14 protein-coding genes are annotated in these 18,568 nt (G+C 42.2%); 10 read left to right on the plus strand and 4 right to left on the minus strand.

All coding sequences use genetic code 11. The features are described from left to right. Positions 1 to 18 precede the first annotated feature (18 nt). Positions 19 to 2,538 (plus strand): clostripain-related cysteine peptidase, encoded by a 2,520-nt coding sequence (locus BMW61_RS11390; protein ID WP_091821994.1) that lies wholly within the window; start codon positions 19 to 21, stop codon positions 2,536 to 2,538. A 24-nt stretch (positions 2,539 to 2,562) separates the two neighbouring features. Beyond that, positions 2,563 to 3,516: a 3'-5' exonuclease gene (locus BMW61_RS11395; RefSeq protein ID WP_091821996.1), complete on the plus strand. Its 954-nt coding sequence runs from the start codon at positions 2,563 to 2,565 to the stop codon at positions 3,514 to 3,516. Here the strand turns inward: BMW61_RS11395 and BMW61_RS11400 are convergent. Then, positions 3,511 to 4,932 (minus strand): D-alanyl-D-alanine carboxypeptidase family protein, encoded by a 1,422-nt coding sequence (locus BMW61_RS11400; protein WP_091821999.1) that lies wholly within the window; start codon positions 4,930 to 4,932, stop codon positions 3,511 to 3,513. The two genes, BMW61_RS11395 and BMW61_RS11400, sit on opposite strands and share 6 nt — an antisense overlap. A gap of 135 nt (positions 4,933 to 5,067) precedes the next feature. Between BMW61_RS11400 and trmB the strand changes: the two genes are divergently transcribed. The 3 genes from trmB (at position 5,068) to BMW61_RS11415 (ending at position 7,031) form a co-directional block, all read left to right on the plus strand. Then, entirely contained in the window at positions 5,068 to 5,706 is a 639-nt protein-coding gene (trmB, locus tag BMW61_RS11405; RefSeq protein WP_022762999.1) for a tRNA (guanosine(46)-N7)-methyltransferase TrmB, read from the plus strand. Between the two features lie 57 nt (positions 5,707 to 5,763). Continuing rightward, positions 5,764 to 6,087, plus strand: coding sequence for a thioredoxin (gene trxA, locus BMW61_RS11410; RefSeq protein ID WP_022763000.1), 324 nt, complete (start codon positions 5,764 to 5,766; stop codon positions 6,085 to 6,087). Positions 6,088 to 6,206: 119 nt separating this feature from the next. After that, positions 6,207 to 7,031: an SH3 domain-containing protein gene (locus BMW61_RS11415; protein WP_091822001.1), complete on the plus strand. Its 825-nt coding sequence runs from the start codon at positions 6,207 to 6,209 to the stop codon at positions 7,029 to 7,031. Here BMW61_RS11415 and BMW61_RS11420 read toward each other — a convergent pair. Further along, positions 7,022 to 7,474, minus strand: coding sequence for a hypothetical protein (locus tag BMW61_RS11420; RefSeq protein ID WP_091822004.1), 453 nt, complete (start codon positions 7,472 to 7,474; stop codon positions 7,022 to 7,024). The genes BMW61_RS11415 and BMW61_RS11420 overlap by 10 nt on opposite strands. Before the next feature lie 31 nt (positions 7,475 to 7,505). Between BMW61_RS11420 and murI the strand changes: the two genes are divergently transcribed. The 3 genes from murI (at position 7,506) to nrdG (ending at position 11,312) form a co-directional block, all read left to right on the plus strand. Beyond that, a complete protein-coding gene (murI, locus tag BMW61_RS11425) occupies positions 7,506 to 8,336 on the plus strand; it encodes a glutamate racemase (protein ID WP_091822007.1) in 831 nt (276 codons plus the stop codon). Positions 8,337 to 8,477: 141 nt separating this feature from the next. After that, positions 8,478 to 10,694: an anaerobic ribonucleoside-triphosphate reductase gene (nrdD, locus tag BMW61_RS11430; RefSeq protein WP_022763004.1), complete on the plus strand. Its 2,217-nt coding sequence runs from the start codon at positions 8,478 to 8,480 to the stop codon at positions 10,692 to 10,694. Between the two features lie 78 nt (positions 10,695 to 10,772). Next, entirely contained in the window at positions 10,773 to 11,312 is a 540-nt protein-coding gene (gene nrdG, locus BMW61_RS11435) for an anaerobic ribonucleoside-triphosphate reductase activating protein (RefSeq protein WP_022763005.1), read from the plus strand. A gap of 43 nt (positions 11,313 to 11,355) precedes the next feature. Here nrdG and BMW61_RS11440 read toward each other — a convergent pair whose 3' ends face one another. Further along, positions 11,356 to 12,120: a TatD family hydrolase gene (locus BMW61_RS11440; RefSeq protein ID WP_091822010.1), complete on the minus strand. Its 765-nt coding sequence runs from the start codon at positions 12,118 to 12,120 to the stop codon at positions 11,356 to 11,358. Next, positions 12,110 to 12,982, minus strand: a complete 873-nt coding sequence (rsmA, locus tag BMW61_RS11445) for a 16S rRNA (adenine(1518)-N(6)/adenine(1519)-N(6))-dimethyltransferase RsmA (protein ID WP_091822012.1) — start codon at positions 12,980 to 12,982, stop codon at positions 12,110 to 12,112. The genes BMW61_RS11440 and rsmA overlap by 11 nt, the downstream gene beginning before the upstream one ends. Before the next feature lie 234 nt (positions 12,983 to 13,216). On the opposite strand from rsmA, the gene BMW61_RS11450 reads away from it, so the two are divergent. Both BMW61_RS11450 and glgB read left to right on the plus strand, forming a co-directional pair. Beyond that, positions 13,217 to 16,444 carry a hypothetical protein gene (locus tag BMW61_RS11450; RefSeq protein WP_022763008.1) on the plus strand — a complete coding sequence of 1,076 codons (3,228 nt, stop codon included), beginning with the start codon at positions 13,217 to 13,219 and terminating at the stop codon, positions 16,442 to 16,444. Positions 16,445 to 16,500: 56 nt separating this feature from the next. Next, a complete protein-coding gene (gene glgB / locus BMW61_RS11455; RefSeq protein WP_022763009.1) occupies positions 16,501 to 18,522 on the plus strand; it encodes a 1,4-alpha-glucan branching protein GlgB in 2,022 nt (673 codons plus the stop codon). The last annotated feature ends 46 nt before the right edge of the window (positions 18,523 to 18,568 follow it).

Consider the following 18,568-nt stretch of genomic DNA (forward strand, 5'->3'; position numbering starts at 1 on the left):
GAAAGGTGGAAAAAATGTATGGCGGATCAACCGATCAGGAGAAAGAAAAACATTGAAGAAGGGGGAACCGGTGTCTATAAAAGAGGTGACGGACTTGGAGGAGGACCTGTAGGATCTTCTGATGGTTATTCGGGAAAAGGTGGCGGATCCGGAACAACAGGAGGAGGCGGACCTCAGAGAAGCGGAGGTGGCAGAAGTCCTCTTTCCATAATAATTATTCTGGCGATATTACTTCTTGGAGGCGGTGGCGGTATCGGAAGTCTCATGGGAGGATTTTCCGGAGGAAACGATACTGCTTATACGAATACTCAGTCACAGACTAATTCTACCCCGCAGACAACAACTACTACCTCGGGGACACAGAATACAACGCAGCAAAATGACACTACATCTGCACAGAGTGGCAGTAACAGTGCCGGTAGCTCACAGATGGGTTCTCTTTTGGGAACACTTCTTGGCGGAGGCACGGGATATTACGGTCAGGCAAGCAGTCAGTGGAGTGAAACTCCCAATACAGGTAATCTGAACAAGGATGTCGCTGATGGCTCCAGAGATAAGAGAACTGTTTTAAAAGGCGACGGAACAGACACCACCACAATTATGGTGTATATGTGCGGAACAGATCTTGAGTCCAGAAGCGCTATGGCGACGAAGGATCTTCAGGAAATGATGGGCGCGGATCTTTCCGATAACATTAATATTATTGTTTATACGGGTGGTTGTAAGAACTGGCAGAACAACCTTATTTCCAGCAGAACCAATCAGATATATCAGGTTAAAAAGGGAGGACTTGCTCTTTTGCAGGATGGCCTTGGCGAGAAGCCTATGACAGATCCTGCTAATCTGACTTATTTTGTAAAATGGGCGAGCGAAAACTTTAAAGCTGACAGATATGATCTTATTTTCTGGGATCACGGCGGCGGCTCGGTCAGCGGTTACGGTTATGATGAAAAATTCGCACGAAACGGCTCAATGGATTTGTCTCAGATTAACAAGGCCCTTAAGGACAGCGGAATAACCTATGACTTTATCGGATTTGATGCCTGCCTTATGGCAACAGTTGAGACGGCTCTTGTTGCATCCAATTATGCGGATTACATGATTGCCTCAGAGGAGACAGAACCCGGTGTTGGCTGGTTTTACACACCCTGGTTAAATGAATACTCCAAAAATCCTTCGATGGAAACTCCTGATCTGGCTAAACTTATAATTGATTCTTACACTGATGAATGTGCAAAAACCTGCAGAGGCCAGAAGACGACACTTTCGCTGATTGACCTCGCCGAGCTTCAGAATACTGTGCCCGGAGAGTTAAAGGATTTTGCGACAGAAACGTCGGAAAAAATATCCAATAAGGAATATAAGCTTGTTTCAAATGCGAGATCCGAGGCCAGAGAATTTGCTGCTTCCTCAAGAATAGATCAGGTGGATCTCATTCATCTTGCAACAAACATGGGTACGGAAGAGTCAAAAGAGCTTGCCGAGGCACTTAAAGGGTGCGTAAAGTACAACAGAACCAGTCAGAGCATGACAAATGCTTATGGACTGTCGATTTATTTTCCTTATAAAAAGACTTCGAAGGTGGACAACATGGTCAACACCTACGAAGCCATCGGAATGGACAGCAGCTATGCTGATTGTATTCAGAAGGCAGCATCCATGGAGGTTGCCGGTCAGGTTGCAGCAGGCGGAACAACTTCTCCTGCAGGAAGCCTTTTCGGAGATGTAAGTGGGCAAGGACAGAGTGTTTCCAGCGCAGATGTGCTTATCCAATTATTCGGAGCCATGATGTCAGATGGTGTTTCAGGTGTATCGGGGCTTGATGCATCCAACTCCTCATTCTTTGGAAGAGGACTTGACGTTGAGACTATGGCTGAGTATGTCGCAGAGAATCACTTTGACTTAGACAATCTCATGTGGACTGAAAATGCAGATGGGGAATCGGTAATCCAGATGTCCGCGGAGCAGTGGGAGCTTGTTTCAGACCTTGATGTAAATATGTTCTATGACGATGGCACAGGATATATTGATCTCGGACTTGATAATTCCTACGACATTGATGCAGACGGAAATCCCGTAGCTCCTTCAGACAGAACCTGGATTTCCATAGATGGTCATCCGGTTGCATACTATCGTCTGGATACCCAGGGGGATTCAGACAACTACGCTATAACAGGAAGGGTTCCCTGTGAGGTAAACGGAGTAAGGGCAAATCTTATTCTTGTATTTGATTCTGAAAACGAGGATGGCTATGTTGCAGGTGTAAATTATGACTATGTCGAAGGAGAGACTGAGACTGTAGCAAAGAACCTCACTGAACTTGTAAAAGGCGATACAATAGATTTCCTTTGTGACTTTTATGATTATGATCAGGTATTCCAGGATAAATATCATCTTGGAGAGACCCTGACTATTGAAGGTGATATGAAGGATTTGCATATTGCAAACACTTCCGTGGGAGATGGAAACGTTCTCGTAACCTTCAAATTCACTGATATGTATGGTCAGGAACACTGGACACCTGCCAAAGAGTATTAATGCTGATGAGGATTTAGGTAAAGAATGGGTAATTACATTGTCTTCGACCTTGAGTGGAATCAGGGGAAAACAGTAAAAGAGCGAAACGGCAAATCCCTGCCCTTTGAGATTATTGAGATCGGTGCGGTTCGTATCGATGAAAATATGAACAGGACAGGTGAATTCAGCAGACTCATAAGACCGCAGGTATATAAAAAGATGCATAAGATAACAGAAGATCTTATCCATATATCAATGGAGGATCTTCAGAAGGGTGATGATTTCGTTACTGTTATTACCGAATTCCTGGAGTGGTGCGGTGAGGAACCGACATTTTGTACCTGGGGACCTCTTGATCTTACTGAGCTTCAGCGCAATATGGATTTTTACGATCTCCCGCTACTTTCAGACAGGCCGCTTCCGTTCTATGATGTTCAGAAGCTTTTCAGCATTCAGTATGAAGACGGAAAAATGCGAAGATCGCTGGAGCATGCTACAGACAGCCTCGGAATGGAAAAGGACGGGGCCTTCCACAGAGCTTTGTCGGATGCGGATTATACAGCCAGAATATTCTGTGAGCTGAGTCGCAAGGTCTTTTATAACTACTCATTTGATAATTATGTGACTCCCAAGACCAAGGATCAGGAAGTTCATATAATCTTTGAGCATTATGCAAAATATATTTCAAGAGAATTTAAGACGAGGGAAGAACTGTTATCAGATCCCGAAGTAATGGGGACAAAGTGCTATATCTGTAATAAGCCCATAAAGCGGAAGGTGAAATGGTTTTCCAATAACGGAAAACACTTTTACAGCGTATCGCTTTGCAAAGAGCATGGATATATGAGAGCTAAAGTCCGTGTTAAAAAGGCGGAAAGCCAGAAGTATTATGCGGTTAAGACTCTTAAATTTATTACAGATAAAGAAATGCTGGAAATGAAGGCAAAATCCGAAAAGAAAAGCTTCAACAGGCTTTCGGACCATAAGAAAAACTCATAATTTCGGACCGCTTCTTTTCCTTGCTTCACGTTTTCTTCTGTTAAGTCTTTTACGATCTTCTCTGCTTCCACCAAAGCTATAAGTGCTGATTAGTGAAGATATATAGATAAGAAGAATTAATGAAAAGCCGGCAAAGGCAAAATATGTAATGATCTGTTTCATGTTTAAATATATGGTTTTAATGTCTCTGTCTTCAGAAGCTGCCTGAGAGGATGATGCCTGAGAGACGAGAATATGTCCGGAACCTATAGGTACATCGTTAAATGAGTAATTAATGGTGGCTATCACATTTGATGAACCATCTTCATTATCATAGGATACTGTTGATGTGGCATCCGAGAGTGAGGAATTAACAGGAAGGATCACATAATCCGATTTTCCAAACTCAAGAACAGAAGTGGGGGCTTTGAAAATATCGTTTCCGGATGAGAAAAAGGCGTTATCCCTCGGGATATATCCGCTTTCTTCACTTTTAATATTTACTGTTATAAAATTGTTGAAACCATAGTCAAATAAAGTTACCGTATCCGTAAACTGTGAGGGAGATTCCTCCATAAAAACGACACAGACAAGCTTCATGCCACCGCGCTCTGCACAGGTGACAAGAGTTTCTCTTGCCAGATCGGTATAACCAGTTTTGCCGCCGATGATGCCGGGATAAGACATTTCACCGGATATCAGTTTATGTTTATTATTAAGATAAAAATCATCGGGTTGTCCGGCGCTTGGCTCAAAGTGATATCTTGGCGTATTACCGACTCTGCAGAGGAGCTCATTTGAGAAAAACTCAGAGGAGATTAAAGCAAGATCATATGCGCTTGTATAGTGATCGGAAGCCTGAAGACCGTTAGTATTTGAGAAGTGAGTATTTGTGCATCCCAATGAAGCGGCTTTTTCATTCATAAGATCGATGAAGCCGTCAATGGATCCGCTTACATGCTCCGCAACGGCATTTGCAACTTCGTTTGCACTACCAACCATGATTCCGTAAAGGCATTCTTCAAGTGACAGATATTCACCTGCATCCATGCCGATTTTTGAACCGTCGGCGGGGACGGAGTGTATAGCTTCATAGGAAAAATCAACTCTGTCATTAAGTCCTGCATTTTCAACCGCAAGAAGACAAGTCATTATCTTTGTGGTGCTTGCAGGGTAGAGCTCTTCATGAATGTTCTTTGCATAAAGAATTGTCCCGGTGTTGGCATCCATCAGAATTGCAGCCTCTGCACCTATTTGCGGACCAGCAGGCCATCCCGGAGTGTCATTACTTTGTATGGGCAACTCTTTTCGTGCATTCTGCGCAGCCTCAAGGTCTGTCTCCGCATGGCAAAAAGACCAGGTCTGAGTAAGCAGAACAGATATAAGAACCATGGAAATGATTATATTAAGTTTATTTATAAAACCTTTGTAATTCATAAAACTCCTTGTAGCGACAGTCTGCTAATCTATGATACACTAAAAGTGGATAAAACCAAAGATGAAGCTGCAAAAACTTTTCAATATGTAGCATTTGGTATTATAATTATTATATTGAAAGGTAGAATTTAATTTATGCGGCTTAGAAATGTAGCAGGATCCAGAGAAAGGATTGCAGAGAGCCCCTTCACAATAGATAATCCGGAGGAGCATAAGGGAAAATGGAAGGAAGTGTTCGGAAACGATAATCCCGTAAGGATAGAAGTCGGAACGGGAAAGGGACGCTTCATAATGGATATGGCAGCAGCCAATCCTGATATAAATTATGTAGGAATAGAAAAATATTCCAGTGTACTTTTAAGAGCAGTACAAAAGCAGACTGAACTTGAGCTTACCAATGTTAGATTCATAAGAATGGAAGCTGAGATCATTAATGAGGTATTTGAGGAAGGTGAGGTAGACAGAATTTATCTCAATTTCTCGGATCCCTGGCCCAAGGAGAGACATGCTCAGAGACGATTGACCTCCAGCACTTTCCTGCGGCGTTATGACCGCATTCTTAAAAAAGACGGACAATTGGAATTCAAAACAGACAACAGAGACCTTTTTGATTTTTCTTTGATGGAACTGAACACGGCCGGCTGGCATGCCGAAGCTGTGACCTATGATCTTCATAATGATGCCGTAATGAACGACGGCAATATAATGACAGAATATGAGGAGAAGTTTTCCGCTAAAGGGAATCCGATCTTCAAATATATTATTAAGCGCTAGGGTTGTTACATTAATTTACGCAAAGCGATACCACAATATCGCGGAAAGAGGTGGACGATGGCTGAGTACACATTTACAACAGACAACTTTGAGGAAGAAGTTCTCAACAGTAAGCTTCCGGTTCTTATCGACTTTATGGCTGACTGGTGTGGCCCGTGCAAGATGATGGCACCCATGATCGATGAGTTTGCTAAAGAATATGACGGAGAGCTCAAGGTTGGAAAGATAAACGTGGATGAGCAGCCTGAGATTGCTCAGAAATATGGCGTTATGTCTATCCCGATGTTTGCATTTATTAAGGACGGAGAACTTGTGGATCAGGCGGTTGGAGCTCAGAGTAAAGCTAAGCTTCAGAGTATGATTGATAAGGTTGTATCATAATCAAATTTTTGCTTATAACAAATATGTGCTATTATAGTTTCGGGTAGGCGATGCCTACCCGATTTATATTTTCATTTATAGGGGGAGATGTTGACCAAGGGATTTCCCAAGGAGAAGTCATGGCGGACAATATCAGAAATTTTAACGATTACAGAAGAAAAAACAGAAACGATGAATACTTTACAGAGGAGATAAATATAGAGATCCAGGATCCGCTGGATTTCCTTTCAGCTGATGAGAGGGAGGAGTACTACAGATCAAGACAGGCGGAAATGGATAGAGAAAGGGAGAGTCTTGCTGAGGACTCACCTGAATTTTATCTTGATGATGAGGACCTTGAACCTGTAAGTGTTGAACCCGAGAGTCCAAAAGAAAAGCCCGGATATATCAGAAAAAGGGCAAGAGAGCTGGAACGGGAAGAGCAGGTACGAGAAGAGAGAGTAAAAAAAGAAAAAGTCAAAAAAGAAAAGGTGCCAAAAGAGAAAATACATAAAGAAAAAGTGCGAAAAGAGAAGGTCCACCGGGAAAAGGTACGTAAGGATTATCGTGAAGAGGACGATAATGAGGGCGGAGTTGATCCGCTTATTATTGTAAGAATCTCTTCGATAGTTACAGGACTGATTATACTTGCTCTTATTGGAATGATATTTAAGGCTAAGGTTTATGATAAATATTTAAGACCCGATCCTGATGAAGAGCAGACTGAGGTTCAGGTAGGTGAACTCGCGGGATACACAAAGACAGGTGATAAGATAGTTACGACGGCAGACCTTAATCTGCGCAACACTCCCAGTACAGCCAGCGATGATTTTATCGTTGTTCAGGTGCCGGAAGGAACTACACTCGACAGAGTCGCTGTTAGTGATGACGGAGAATGGGCGCAGGTAAGCTATGATAATCAGCTCCTTTTTTGTGTCATGAAATACGCGACAGTTCAGGAATAGAAGGCGTGAAGCCAACCGTAGAACGGATCCAGTGCTTCAAGTATATCCTCATAACTGTCACAAAGATTTTCGATTTTCTCCGTGATAGCCCCGGCCGAGACTTTTTCATTAAGAGCAAGTGACAGGCGGGCAGCTGTTTCGGATTCAAGAGGTCTTATGTCCATGTGAATAAGGATATCCTCATAAAGCCCCTCAACACTGGCGAACAGATGAGGATATTTTTTATGAATATAAGAGAGCTCATCCAGCAAGGTTTCCCTTCGCTGAAGAAGAAACAGAGTATATACGGGTTCCACTATTTCTGAAGGTTCAATCTCTTCTCTGTCGGAGCCATCGCCGTAATCGGCTTTTGATGCGTAATACTCGCAAACCTCCTGGATAAAAGGGCTTACATGCGGATCATCATATAATTTTTGAAGTTCAAATGTGTAGGATTCATTCATAATTAATAATGATACAACAACGAGGAATGATATGCGAATAGGAATTTTTGATTCCGGTGTCGGAGGCCTTTCTGTATTGAATGAGGCTTATCACAGATTTCCGGATCAGGAATACATATTTTATGCCGACACAAGGCATGTACCATATGGAACAAAGTCTGAGGAAGAGATAAAAGGCTATGTTGATGAGATTGTAAGATTTCTCATCAGCAAAGATGTCGATGCCATAGTGATTGCCTGCAACACAGCTACCAGTGTGGGTGCATCCATGGTAAGGGAAAAGTACAAGCTTCCAATTCTTGGAATGGAGCCTGCAGTGAAGCCGGCTGTTGAGGAGTGTCGTGACGACAGTAAAAGAATTCTTGTGATGGCTACTCCCGTTACCATAAGAGAGAAAAAGCTTGAGAGACTTCTTTCAAGAGTGGATTTGCAGCACAAGGCTGATTTACTTGAGATGCCGGGGCTTGTGAAATATGCGGAGAGAGAAGAATTCGACACAAAAGAGGTAAGAGATTATATCAGTAACCGCTTTTTGTCAGTTAATGCTTCCTATGAAAAGTACAGTGCGCTGGTTCTTGGATGCACACATTTTAATTATTTTAAACCTCTTTACAGAGAACTGCTGGGGGACAGCATTCATCTGATAGACGGAAACCACGGGACAATTAATCATTTGGGTGATGTTATGGGGCTAGAAGTTAAAAATGATGAAGATAAAGAGATCATTTTTAATGAACCACAAGATATTGTGGTTGGCTTCAACACCACATACTATGAGTCGGGAGACGAAATTACGGATAACGATAGATTGTCAAAATACCTTAGAATGCTGAACAGGCTTGAATTTGTAAGGAAGTTTTGATAACGGAAAATTGTTACTTGATTTATACTATATAATGTATTATAGTTTAATTGTAGCCACAAGATATAGTTTCGGGTGGCTACTATTTATCTAAAAATATAGGTATTTCCATATAAATGTACTTAAATAGGGGGTTCGCCAGTGAAGATTATTAAGAGAAGCGGTAAAGAGGTTACTTTTGATGGTGCCAAGATTTTGGCTGCCATTGAGAAAGCAAATAAGGAAGTAACTCCCGATCAGAGCTTGTCTGAAGATCAGATTAAGAGCATAGAGGCGCAGGTAGAGGATAAGTGTAACAGGCTTACCAGGGCTGCAAACGTAGAAGAAATCCAGGATATGGTTGAGGATGGCCTCATGGAGTCCGGGAAGTTTGAGGTTGCCCGCAAATATATCACTTATCGTTATCGCCATGCCCTTGTCCGTAAGTCAAACACAACGGACGAGCAGATTATGTCTCTTATCGAGTGTAATAACGAAGAGGTTAAGCAGGAGAATTCCAACAAGAACCCCACAGTTAACAGTGTTCAGAGAGATTATATGGCAGGAGAGGTCAGCCGTGACATTACACGCAGATTCCTTCTTCCGGATGACGTAGTTAAGGCACACAAGGACGGAATTATTCATTTCCATGATTCCGACTATTTTGCTCAGCACATGCACAACTGCTGCCTTGTAAACCTTGAGGATATGCTTCAGAATGGAACGGTTATTTCCGAGACAATGATCGAACGTCCCAAGAGCTTCTCCACAGCATGTAATATTGCAACTCAGGCGATAGCACAGATTGCAAGCTCTCAGTACGGCGGACAGAGTATTACATTGTCCCACCTTGTACCGTTTGTTGATGTAAGTAGACAGAAATTCAGAAGAGAAGTTCGCCAGGAGTTTATCGATGCTGGTATGGATGCAACTGATGAACAGATAAACGATATCGCCGAGATGCGTGTGCGCAAGGAGATAGAGCGCGGTGTTCAGGTTATTCAGTATCAGGTAATCACATTAATGACCACCAATGGTCAGGCACCTTTCATTACAGTATTCATGTATCTTGATGAGGTACCTGAAGGTCAGCTCAGAAACGATCTTGCTCTTGTTATCGAAGAGATGCTGAAACAGCGTATAGTCGGTGTAAAGAATGAGAAAGGCGTTTATATAACTCCTGCATTCCCGAAGCTTATCTATGTTCTTGATGAGGACAATATTCACGAGGGCACACCATATTGGTATCTCACACAGCTTGCTGCCAAGTGTACAGCAAAGAGAATGGTTCCGGATTATATCTCCGCTAAGAAGATGAAGGAATATAAGAACGGTGACGTTTATCCCTGCATGGGATGCAGAAGCTTCCTCACAGTTGACAGTGAAGACCTTGCCGAAGGTCTGTGCAACAAGGGTAATATTGCCAATGCGCAGAACTATACCGAGGGTGATCATAAGTATTACGGACGCTTTAATCAGGGCGTAGTAACCATAAACCTTGTTGATGCAGCCTGCTCATCAGGCGGAGACGAGGAGAAGTTCTGGGAGATAATGGAGGAGCGTACAGAGCTCTGTAAGAAGGCTCTTATGTGCAGACACAACCGTCTTCTTGGAACACCTTCCGATGTAGCTCCGATCCTTTGGCAGTTTGGAGCACTTGCAAGACTTAAGAAGGGTGAGACAATCGATAAGCTCTTATATGGCAATTATTCAACAATTTCTCTTGGATATGCAGGACTTTGCGAATGCACAAAGTTCATGAAGGGCGTAACTCACACCGATGCTGCAGGAAAAGACTTCGCACTCAGAGTAATGCAGTTTATGAATGATAAGTGCGCAAAGTGGAGAAAGGAAACAAATATTTCGTTCAGTTTATACGGAACACCCCTTGAGTCCACAACCTATAAGTTTGCAAGAGCACTTCAGAAACGCTTTGGAATTATTGATGGTGTTACAGACAAGAACTATATCACAAACAGCTATCACGTTCATGTAACCGAGAAGATAGATGCCTTCACAAAACTGAAGTTTGAGTCAGAATTCCAGGCACTTTCACCCGGAGGAGCTATCAGTTATGTAGAGGTTCCCAATATGAACAATAATCTCGAGGCTGTCCTTGCAGTGATGCAGTATATTTATGAGAACATCATGTATGCAGAGCTCAATACAAAGAGTGATTACTGCCAGTGCTGTGGATACAACGGAGAGATTCAGATTGAGAACGATACCGATGGCAAGCTGATCTGGAAATGCCCCAACTGTGGCAATACCGATCAGTCCAAGATGAACGTTGCAAGACGTACATGCGGCTATATCGGAACTCAGTACTGGAATCAGGGAAGAACACAGGAAATCAAAGAGCGTGTATTACATCTTTGATGAATATATGTAAAAGGGTTTAAAAGGGGCTATCAATAGGTAGCCCCTTTTTGAGAATTATTAAAGGACAAAGTATTTATGAATTACGGAGAGATAAAAACAACAGATATTGCAAACGGAACAGGTGTCCGCACCTCACTTTTTGTTTCGGGATGCACTCATCATTGCAAGGGCTGTTTTAATGAAGAAACCTGGGATTTTAATTTCGGTAAGCCTTTCACGAAAGAAGTGGAGGATGAGATAATCGAATCACTAAAACCGGCTTATGTTAACGGTCTTACAATTCTTGGCGGTGAGCCAATGGAAATTCAAAATCAGAAAGTGCTTAGACCATTTATTGAAAGGGTTAGGAGGGAGTTTCCCAATAAATCGATATGGGTATATTCCGGTTATTTATGGGAAGAGCTAACCGATGAGGAAAATAAGCGCTGTCACAGCGAAGACACGGAACCGATTTTGTCGATAATAGATGTGCTTGTGGATGGTGAGTTTAAACTTGAGCTGAAAAATATTTCTCTGAGGTTCAGAGGATCTTCAAATCAAAGAGTCATTAATGTTCCTGCTACCAGAGAAAGTGGCAGCGTAGTACTCAGTGAATTCGGAGAAAATGATAATTAAGAAATAAAGAAAAAAAGCTGTCACTTTGGCAGCTTTTTTTAAATTATAAGTTATATAGTTTCTTTGCATTTAATTCAGTAATTTCAATAACCTTATCCAAAGGCAAGTCTTTAATTTCGGCAATCTTATCGGCAACGAATGGAAGGTTTAAGGAAGAATTGCGCTTTCCTCTATAGGGTTCGGGTGCAAGATAGGGCGAATCGGTTTCTATGACAATCTGCTCTATGGGGGCGTATTCAACAACTTCACGCAGCTTCTTTCCATTCTTAAAGGTGATGACACCACCGACACCTATATAAAATCCCATACCCAGATATTCCTTTGCAATTTCAACGGGATATGAGAAGCAATGTATATCACCGCCGATTTCCTCGGCTTTCATGCTTTTCATAATATCGAGGGTGTCTTTTGCCGCATCACGTGAGTGAATTATTACCGGGAGTTTAACCCTTTTGGCCATATCAAGCTGCGCTTCAAACCATTTTTTCTGGATATCTCTTGAAGGTTCATCATAGTGATAATCAAGACCGATTTCTCCTACAGCGACAGCTTTTTCATAGGAGCACAGGCTTTCAAGCCAGGAGAGCTCTTCTTCATCCATTTCATCGCAGTCACTGGGGTGAACACCGATTGTGGTGTAGATAAAAGGATATTTCTTAGTAAGTTCAATGGACTTCTCGACAGTTCTTTTTGATGCGGTTGCATTTACAATTGTTCCGATTCCGTTCTCAGTCATGGATGAGAGAAGAGAATCTCTGTCACTGTTGAAAGCTTCGTCATCATAATGTGCATGTGTTTCAAAAATCATTTCTTTCTCCGATCAAAAGGTTCGAAAGCTCGGCAAACTCGGAAAGAGACAGCTTTTCGCCCCGAACCGAAGGATTTAATCCCATTTTTTCGAGAGCAGCTACTACCTGCTCCCTTGTGAGTCCAAGATTCCCGTTCGCAACACCGTTGGAGAGGGTTTTTCTTCTCTGGGAAAATGCGGCGCGGATTATTGAAAACATAAACTTTGAGTCTGTGACCACTACGGGAGGATTTTTGTGACATTTTAAATGAATTACTGCCGAATCAACGCCGGGCTGAGGGATAAAACAGCTGGGTGGAACTACCTGAACCATGGAAGGCTCAGTGTAATATTGCACGGCAAGGGATAAAGCTCCGTAATCTTTGGACCCTGGCTTTTCAGCCATTCTGTCCGCAACTTCTTTCTGCACCATGACGGTAATGCTGTCTATTGGTAGCTCACTCTCAAGAAGTCTCATTAAAATTGGAGTTGTGATGTAGTAAGGAAGATTAGCAACGACCTTAATGGGCTTTCCGCTGTTTTCCTCACGAACAATTTTTTCTATATCAACTTTTAGTATATCCTGATTGATAACTTTGACATTATCATAAGCAGAAAGTGTATCCGCCAATATGGGAATAAGCATTTTGTCTATTTCCACGGCTATGACTTTACCTGCGCTCTCTGCAATATACTGAGTCATTGTTCCGATGCCGGGTCCGATTTCAAGTACAGTATCATCTTTTGTGACACCTGCAGCCTCTACGGTTCCTGTCAGAACAGAGTCATCTATAAGGAAATTCTGTCCGAATTTTTTCTGAATACTTAAGTTGTATTTTTCTAAAACTGCTTTTGTTCCGGATGCACATCCAAGTGTAGGCATTTTTTTATTCTCCGAATTCATAAATATTGGGATTTCAGTAGTGAAAAACTCTGAAACAAATGGTTTTGTTAATTAATTGTATCAATTCAGTAAAGATTTTGCCATATTTTAAAATCAAATGCGAGGAAAACCGCGAAAATACGCGGATTTTTAGCTGTGATTTTTTGACATCAAAAGACCTCTATGCTAAAATTCTACTAGATGTAGTATGAAAAAGTTTTAGAGGACAATATTTTGGATAAAACAGAATATAAAATTCGGGCAGAAGAAATTAAATCGCTGATAAGAGCACAGCGTTTTGCAGATGCAGTTAAGATTGCCGACACAATTGACTGGAAGAGAGTTAAGAGTGTCGGTATGCTTTGTGCAATCAGTGACCTTTACAAGGTAAACAGAAGATTGGAGGAGAGTAGAGATATCCTGCTCCTTGCATATGACAGAAGTCCTACAAGGAGAGAGATAGTTTATTCTCTGTGTGAACTGGCTATTGCCATGGGTGAATTTGTTCAGGCAGTTGAGTATTACAAGGAGTTTGTAAGACTTGCACCCAGGAACACCGCCAGATATATTCTCCAGTACAAGCTCTACGAGGCTCAGGAAGTTAGTCTTGAAGAGCGTATTGCTGTGCTTGAGGAGTATAAGAAGCATGATTATAACGAAAAGTGGGCATATGAGCTTGCTTATTTATATCATAGAGTAGGCCTCACAACAGAATGTATAGAGGAATGCGATGAGCTTTTCTTATACATGAGAGAGGGACGCTATGTTATTAAAGCACTTGAATTAAAAGCCCTTCATGAACCTCTTTCTCCTGAACAGAAGGCAGTATACGCAAAATATAAGGCAGAGACAAGCGGAAACATTCATGCACCGGAGTTCAAAGAGGCTGTTCCGGGGATGGATGCTGTTGATGGGAAAAAAGCTCCTACGAGAGAGCTTCCGCATATATCTGAGGAGGAATTGCAGGCGCAGGCACAGCAAAACTATGTAGCTGCGCCCACACAGGAAGAGCAGCTTTACAACCAGCCGGTTTATGAGAGCCAGCCGGTGGAGGCACCTGTTCAGCAAGCGCTTATATATGAGCAGCCCGTTCAGGAGCCTGTAGCAGAAGAGCCTATCTATGAGGCTCCGATAAATGAACCATTTTCTGTTCCGACAGTAAATGTTGATACTTACAACACAGTAGATCTTCAGAAGGAAATAGCTGAGAATCTGAAGGAAGTACTTACGGAGAATCCTGATGCCGCGCTTTTTGCAGATGCGCATGGCCCGCAGGTTATAAGAGAAGAGGAAGAAACCGGTAATCTTGATACCGGAGATATGTTTGAAACTACAGGTGATATTGAGAAGCCTTCAATGTCAGAGCTTTTCTATGAGGACAAGACATATGGCACAGAGGCTGTGCAGGAGGAGAGAGCTGCAGTAGAACCTGTTACAGAGGCTCCGCAGATGCAGGAATCTGCAGTGGAACAAAATGATGAGCCTGTAGGGGAACAAAAAGAGGAAATTAGTACTGAGCCTGTACCCAGCACAGATACAAAGGTATGGAATACGGAATCTATGGAGCAGGTAAGGAAGCAGATTCCTGAACCGGTACAGACTAAGACTCCTATAGCAGAGGAATTAAAAGATAAGGAAATTGCCGCAAATATCGCGCAGACCACCATGAATGATCACACTATGTATAAAGGTGTTGTTTTCATGGATGAGCCACTTCAGGATGAGGTTCCGGGTGCGGTAATAAAACCGAATATCAGATATCAGATCAATAATCACTTTGATAACATGCTGTCACAGGAATATGACGGTCAGATCAGCATGGCTATTGATGATGCCAAGCAAGTTGAGAAACAGATCACCGGTCAGATCAGCATTAATGAGTTCATGAGTGACTGGGAGAGATATAAGAAGGAGCAGCAGAAAAAGCAGTATCAGAGTGTCAAGAAGCTTGCAGCGTCCGAGACAGGTGAGTTGTTTAAAGATTTCGATAAGGACCTTCTGAACTCGGCACTTGGTGAGGAAAAACCTAAGGAAGAACCCGCAATTTCCGGAATTTTGAAACCCGGGGATGAGGAAATTACTCCTGTTGTGAAGACTGTAAAGGAAGAAATTCCTGAAGAAATCCCAACAGAAGAGCCGGTGACAGATGAGGGTACAGAGCCTATTGAAGAGGTAATATCAGAGCCTGCACAGGAAGAAACCGAGCAGGTTGAAATTGCTAAAGAAAAAGAGGCTTCATCTTCAGAAGAGGATACCTTTGCAGAGGCGTCTTCAGAGGAGATTGCGCCCATAGATGATCTTCAGAATACAACTTCGATGGTACAGATTACAGGAGAGGATCTCGAGGAAGAGGTCTCAGAGCCTGAAGCAGCAGAGGAACCGGTGGAAGAGTCCGAGGACGAGGAAAAAGAGGCAGCAGAAATCGATCTTGGAGAAACCACAGAGATAGAATCTGCTGAGATCGTGAGAGCCGAGGCAGGACTCAAAGAACTGACATACGAGAAAAAAGAAGAACCTGTTGAAGAAGAAATACCGGAAGCTTCTGAAGTCATTGAAGAGTCGGAAGAAATGCCTGCAACCGAGGAAGAGCCTACAAAAGAAGAAGTACCCGTAAAGGCAGAGACTCCTAAAGAAAACATTTCCAAAGAAATTCAAGATGAACCTGAATCTGCTGAGGATGATGAAAAAGAAGACAGAGGAATAGAAGAAAGAGTACGTGTAATGACTCCTGAGGAGAAAGGACTCTTTGGCCCTTATATTCATTACAAGAGATCCAGAAGGCAGATAGTACGCGCAATCGACAACCTGAGCATGGCTGCATATACAAACAATGCGATAGTTACAGGTGAGGAAGGCGCCGGTACCGTGAATCTGGCAAAGGGTCTGATAAAGGCAGTACAGCAGACAGATTCAAACTTCTCAGGAAAAGTTGCTATGATTACGGCGATTAAGCTGAATAAGAGTTCTGTCAGCTCAATTCTGGATAAGATAGTCAATGGTGCTCTTATTATCAGAAGAGCAGCTGATCTTAAGGAGGATACGGTAGTTACTCTTCTTAAGCAGTTGCAGAGTGAGAATAAGGGATATATTTTAGTCATTGAAGACACAAGAGATGATATTGACAGGCTGCTTGATAAATATCCGGACCTCAAAAAATGTTTCAATGTCCGGGTTGACATAGAAGCACTTGATGATGATTCTCTGGTTGCTTATGCAGAGCAGTACGCACTTGAAAAAGAGCATGTTATCGATAATCTGGGAATACTTGCCCTTCATCAAAAGATTTCAGAGCGACAGACACTGGACCATGAGGTGACAGTTGCAGAAGTTAAAGAAATGGTTGATGATGCTATCTACTATGCTGATAAGCATTCAATTGGTCATTACTTTGACGTAATGCTCAGAAAGCGCTTTGACAGTGAAGATATGATCATCTTAAGAGAGAAGGATTTTCTTCATTAAAGATTTTATTATGCTATAATATTTTTACATAAATTTTTTCTAAAAGGGGATAACATATGGGTCAGACTGTTTTCATTTCAGATGCGGATGAGTACCTGTTCGGACAGGGAACGCATTACGACATTTACAAAAAGCTGGGGGCACACGTCTCTGAGGAAAATGGTGTAAAGGGCATGTTTTTTGCTGTGTGGGCACCGAATGCCGCAGCAGTACATGTTATTGGGTCGTTCAACGGATGGGATGAGAGCATGTATCCCATGGAAAAAATAGGAAATATGGGTATTTATCAGCTTTTTATTCCCGGTGTAGGAACCGGTGAGCTGTATAAGTATTTGATTCACACTCCGGATGGAAGAAAGCTGTACAAGGCCGATCCATATGCTAATTATGCCGAGCTTCGTCCCGGCAATGCTTCAAGAACGACAGATCTGTCAAAATTCAAATGGAGCGATGATAAGTGGTATGAAGGCAAAAAAGGCAAGGACATAAACAAACAGCCAATTGCTATTTATGAGTGCCATATTGGTTCCTGGATGAAGCATCCCGACGGTACCGAGGATGGCTTTTACAGTTACAGGGAATTTGCCGATCGTATCGTAGAATATCTCAAAGAGATGAAGTATACCCATATTGAGCTCATAGGAATTGCCGAGCATCCCTTTGACGGTTCATGGGGGTATCAGGTAACAGGCTATTATGCACCGACTTCGCGTTACGGTGAGCCTACTGATTTCATGTATCTCATTAATTTACTTCATAAGAATAACATCGGAGTTATTCTCGATTGGGTTCCGGCTCATTTCTGTCCGGATGAATTCGGACTTGGATGCTTTGATGGCACCTGCATCTATGAAGATCCCGATCCGAGAAAGGGAGAACATCCCGATTGGGGAACCAAGATTTTTAATCTTGGTAAAAATGAGGTCAAGAATTTCCTTATAGCTAATGCGCTGTTCTGGATAAAAGAGTTCCATGTAGATGGACTCAGAGTAGATGCTGTGGCATCCATGCTTTACCTTGACTATGGTAAACGCGATGGTCAGTGGGTTCCAAATAAGGATGGCGGAAATAAGAACTATGAGGCTATTGAGTTCTTTAAACATCTTAACAGTGTTATCAGAGGAACATATCCTGATGTTATGATGATAGCTGAGGAGTCAACGGCATGGCCTAAGATCACTGCGCCTGTTGAGGATGATGGTCTTAACTTCAGCTTTAAATGGAATATGGGATGGATGCATGACTTCTGCGAGTACATGAAGCTTGATCCCTATTTCAGAAAAGGTGCTCATCACATGATGACTTTTGCGATGAGCTATAACAATGCCGAGAATTATATTCTTCCGCTTTCTCATGATGAGGTTGTTCATCTTAAATGCTCAATGGTTGAGAAGATGCCCGGATATAAGGTTGATAAATATGCGAATCTTCGTGTAGGATACACTTTCATGTTCGGCCACAGTGGTAAAAAGCTCCTCTTTATGGGACAGGATTTTGGACAAGAGCGTGAGTGGAGTGAAAAGAGAGAGCTCGACTGGTTTCTTCTTCAGGAAGATCTCAACAGAGGTATGAAGGACTATGTGAGAGACCTGTTGGAGATCTACAGAAAATATCCTGCTCTTTATGAAGTGGATAACGATTGGGGCGGATTTGAGTGGATTAATGCTGATGATGCAGATCACAGTATCTATAGCTTTTATAGAAGAGCTTCAAACGGAAAAGATAACATTCTGTTTGTTTTGAACTTTACTCCTATGGAGATAAAAGACTATAAGGTTGGAGTACCTTTTGCCGGAAATTATAAGCACATCCTGGATAGTGCTGATAAGAAATATGCCGGCTGCGGAAGTTCTGTTCCCGCAAGTATAAAGGCAGAGCCCGGACTTTGTGATTACAAGGATTACAGTATAACTATGACACTACCTCCATATGGAGCTGAGGTATTTGTTTTCCAGAATCCGGAAGTAAAAGAAACGGCTAAAAAGACAGCTGAGAAGAAGATGGCAAATAAGGCAGTTACTGCCAAAAGGGCTGTAAAAACTACAAAGAAGACTACTTCTTCAAAAAAGACAAAATAACGAATCTTAAAGAAATTCGAAAATAATCCGAAATAAAAGGTGATAA

This window comes from Butyrivibrio sp. ob235 (assembly GCF_900109475.1).
Taxonomy (GTDB): domain Bacteria; phylum Bacillota; class Clostridia; order Lachnospirales; family Lachnospiraceae; genus Butyrivibrio.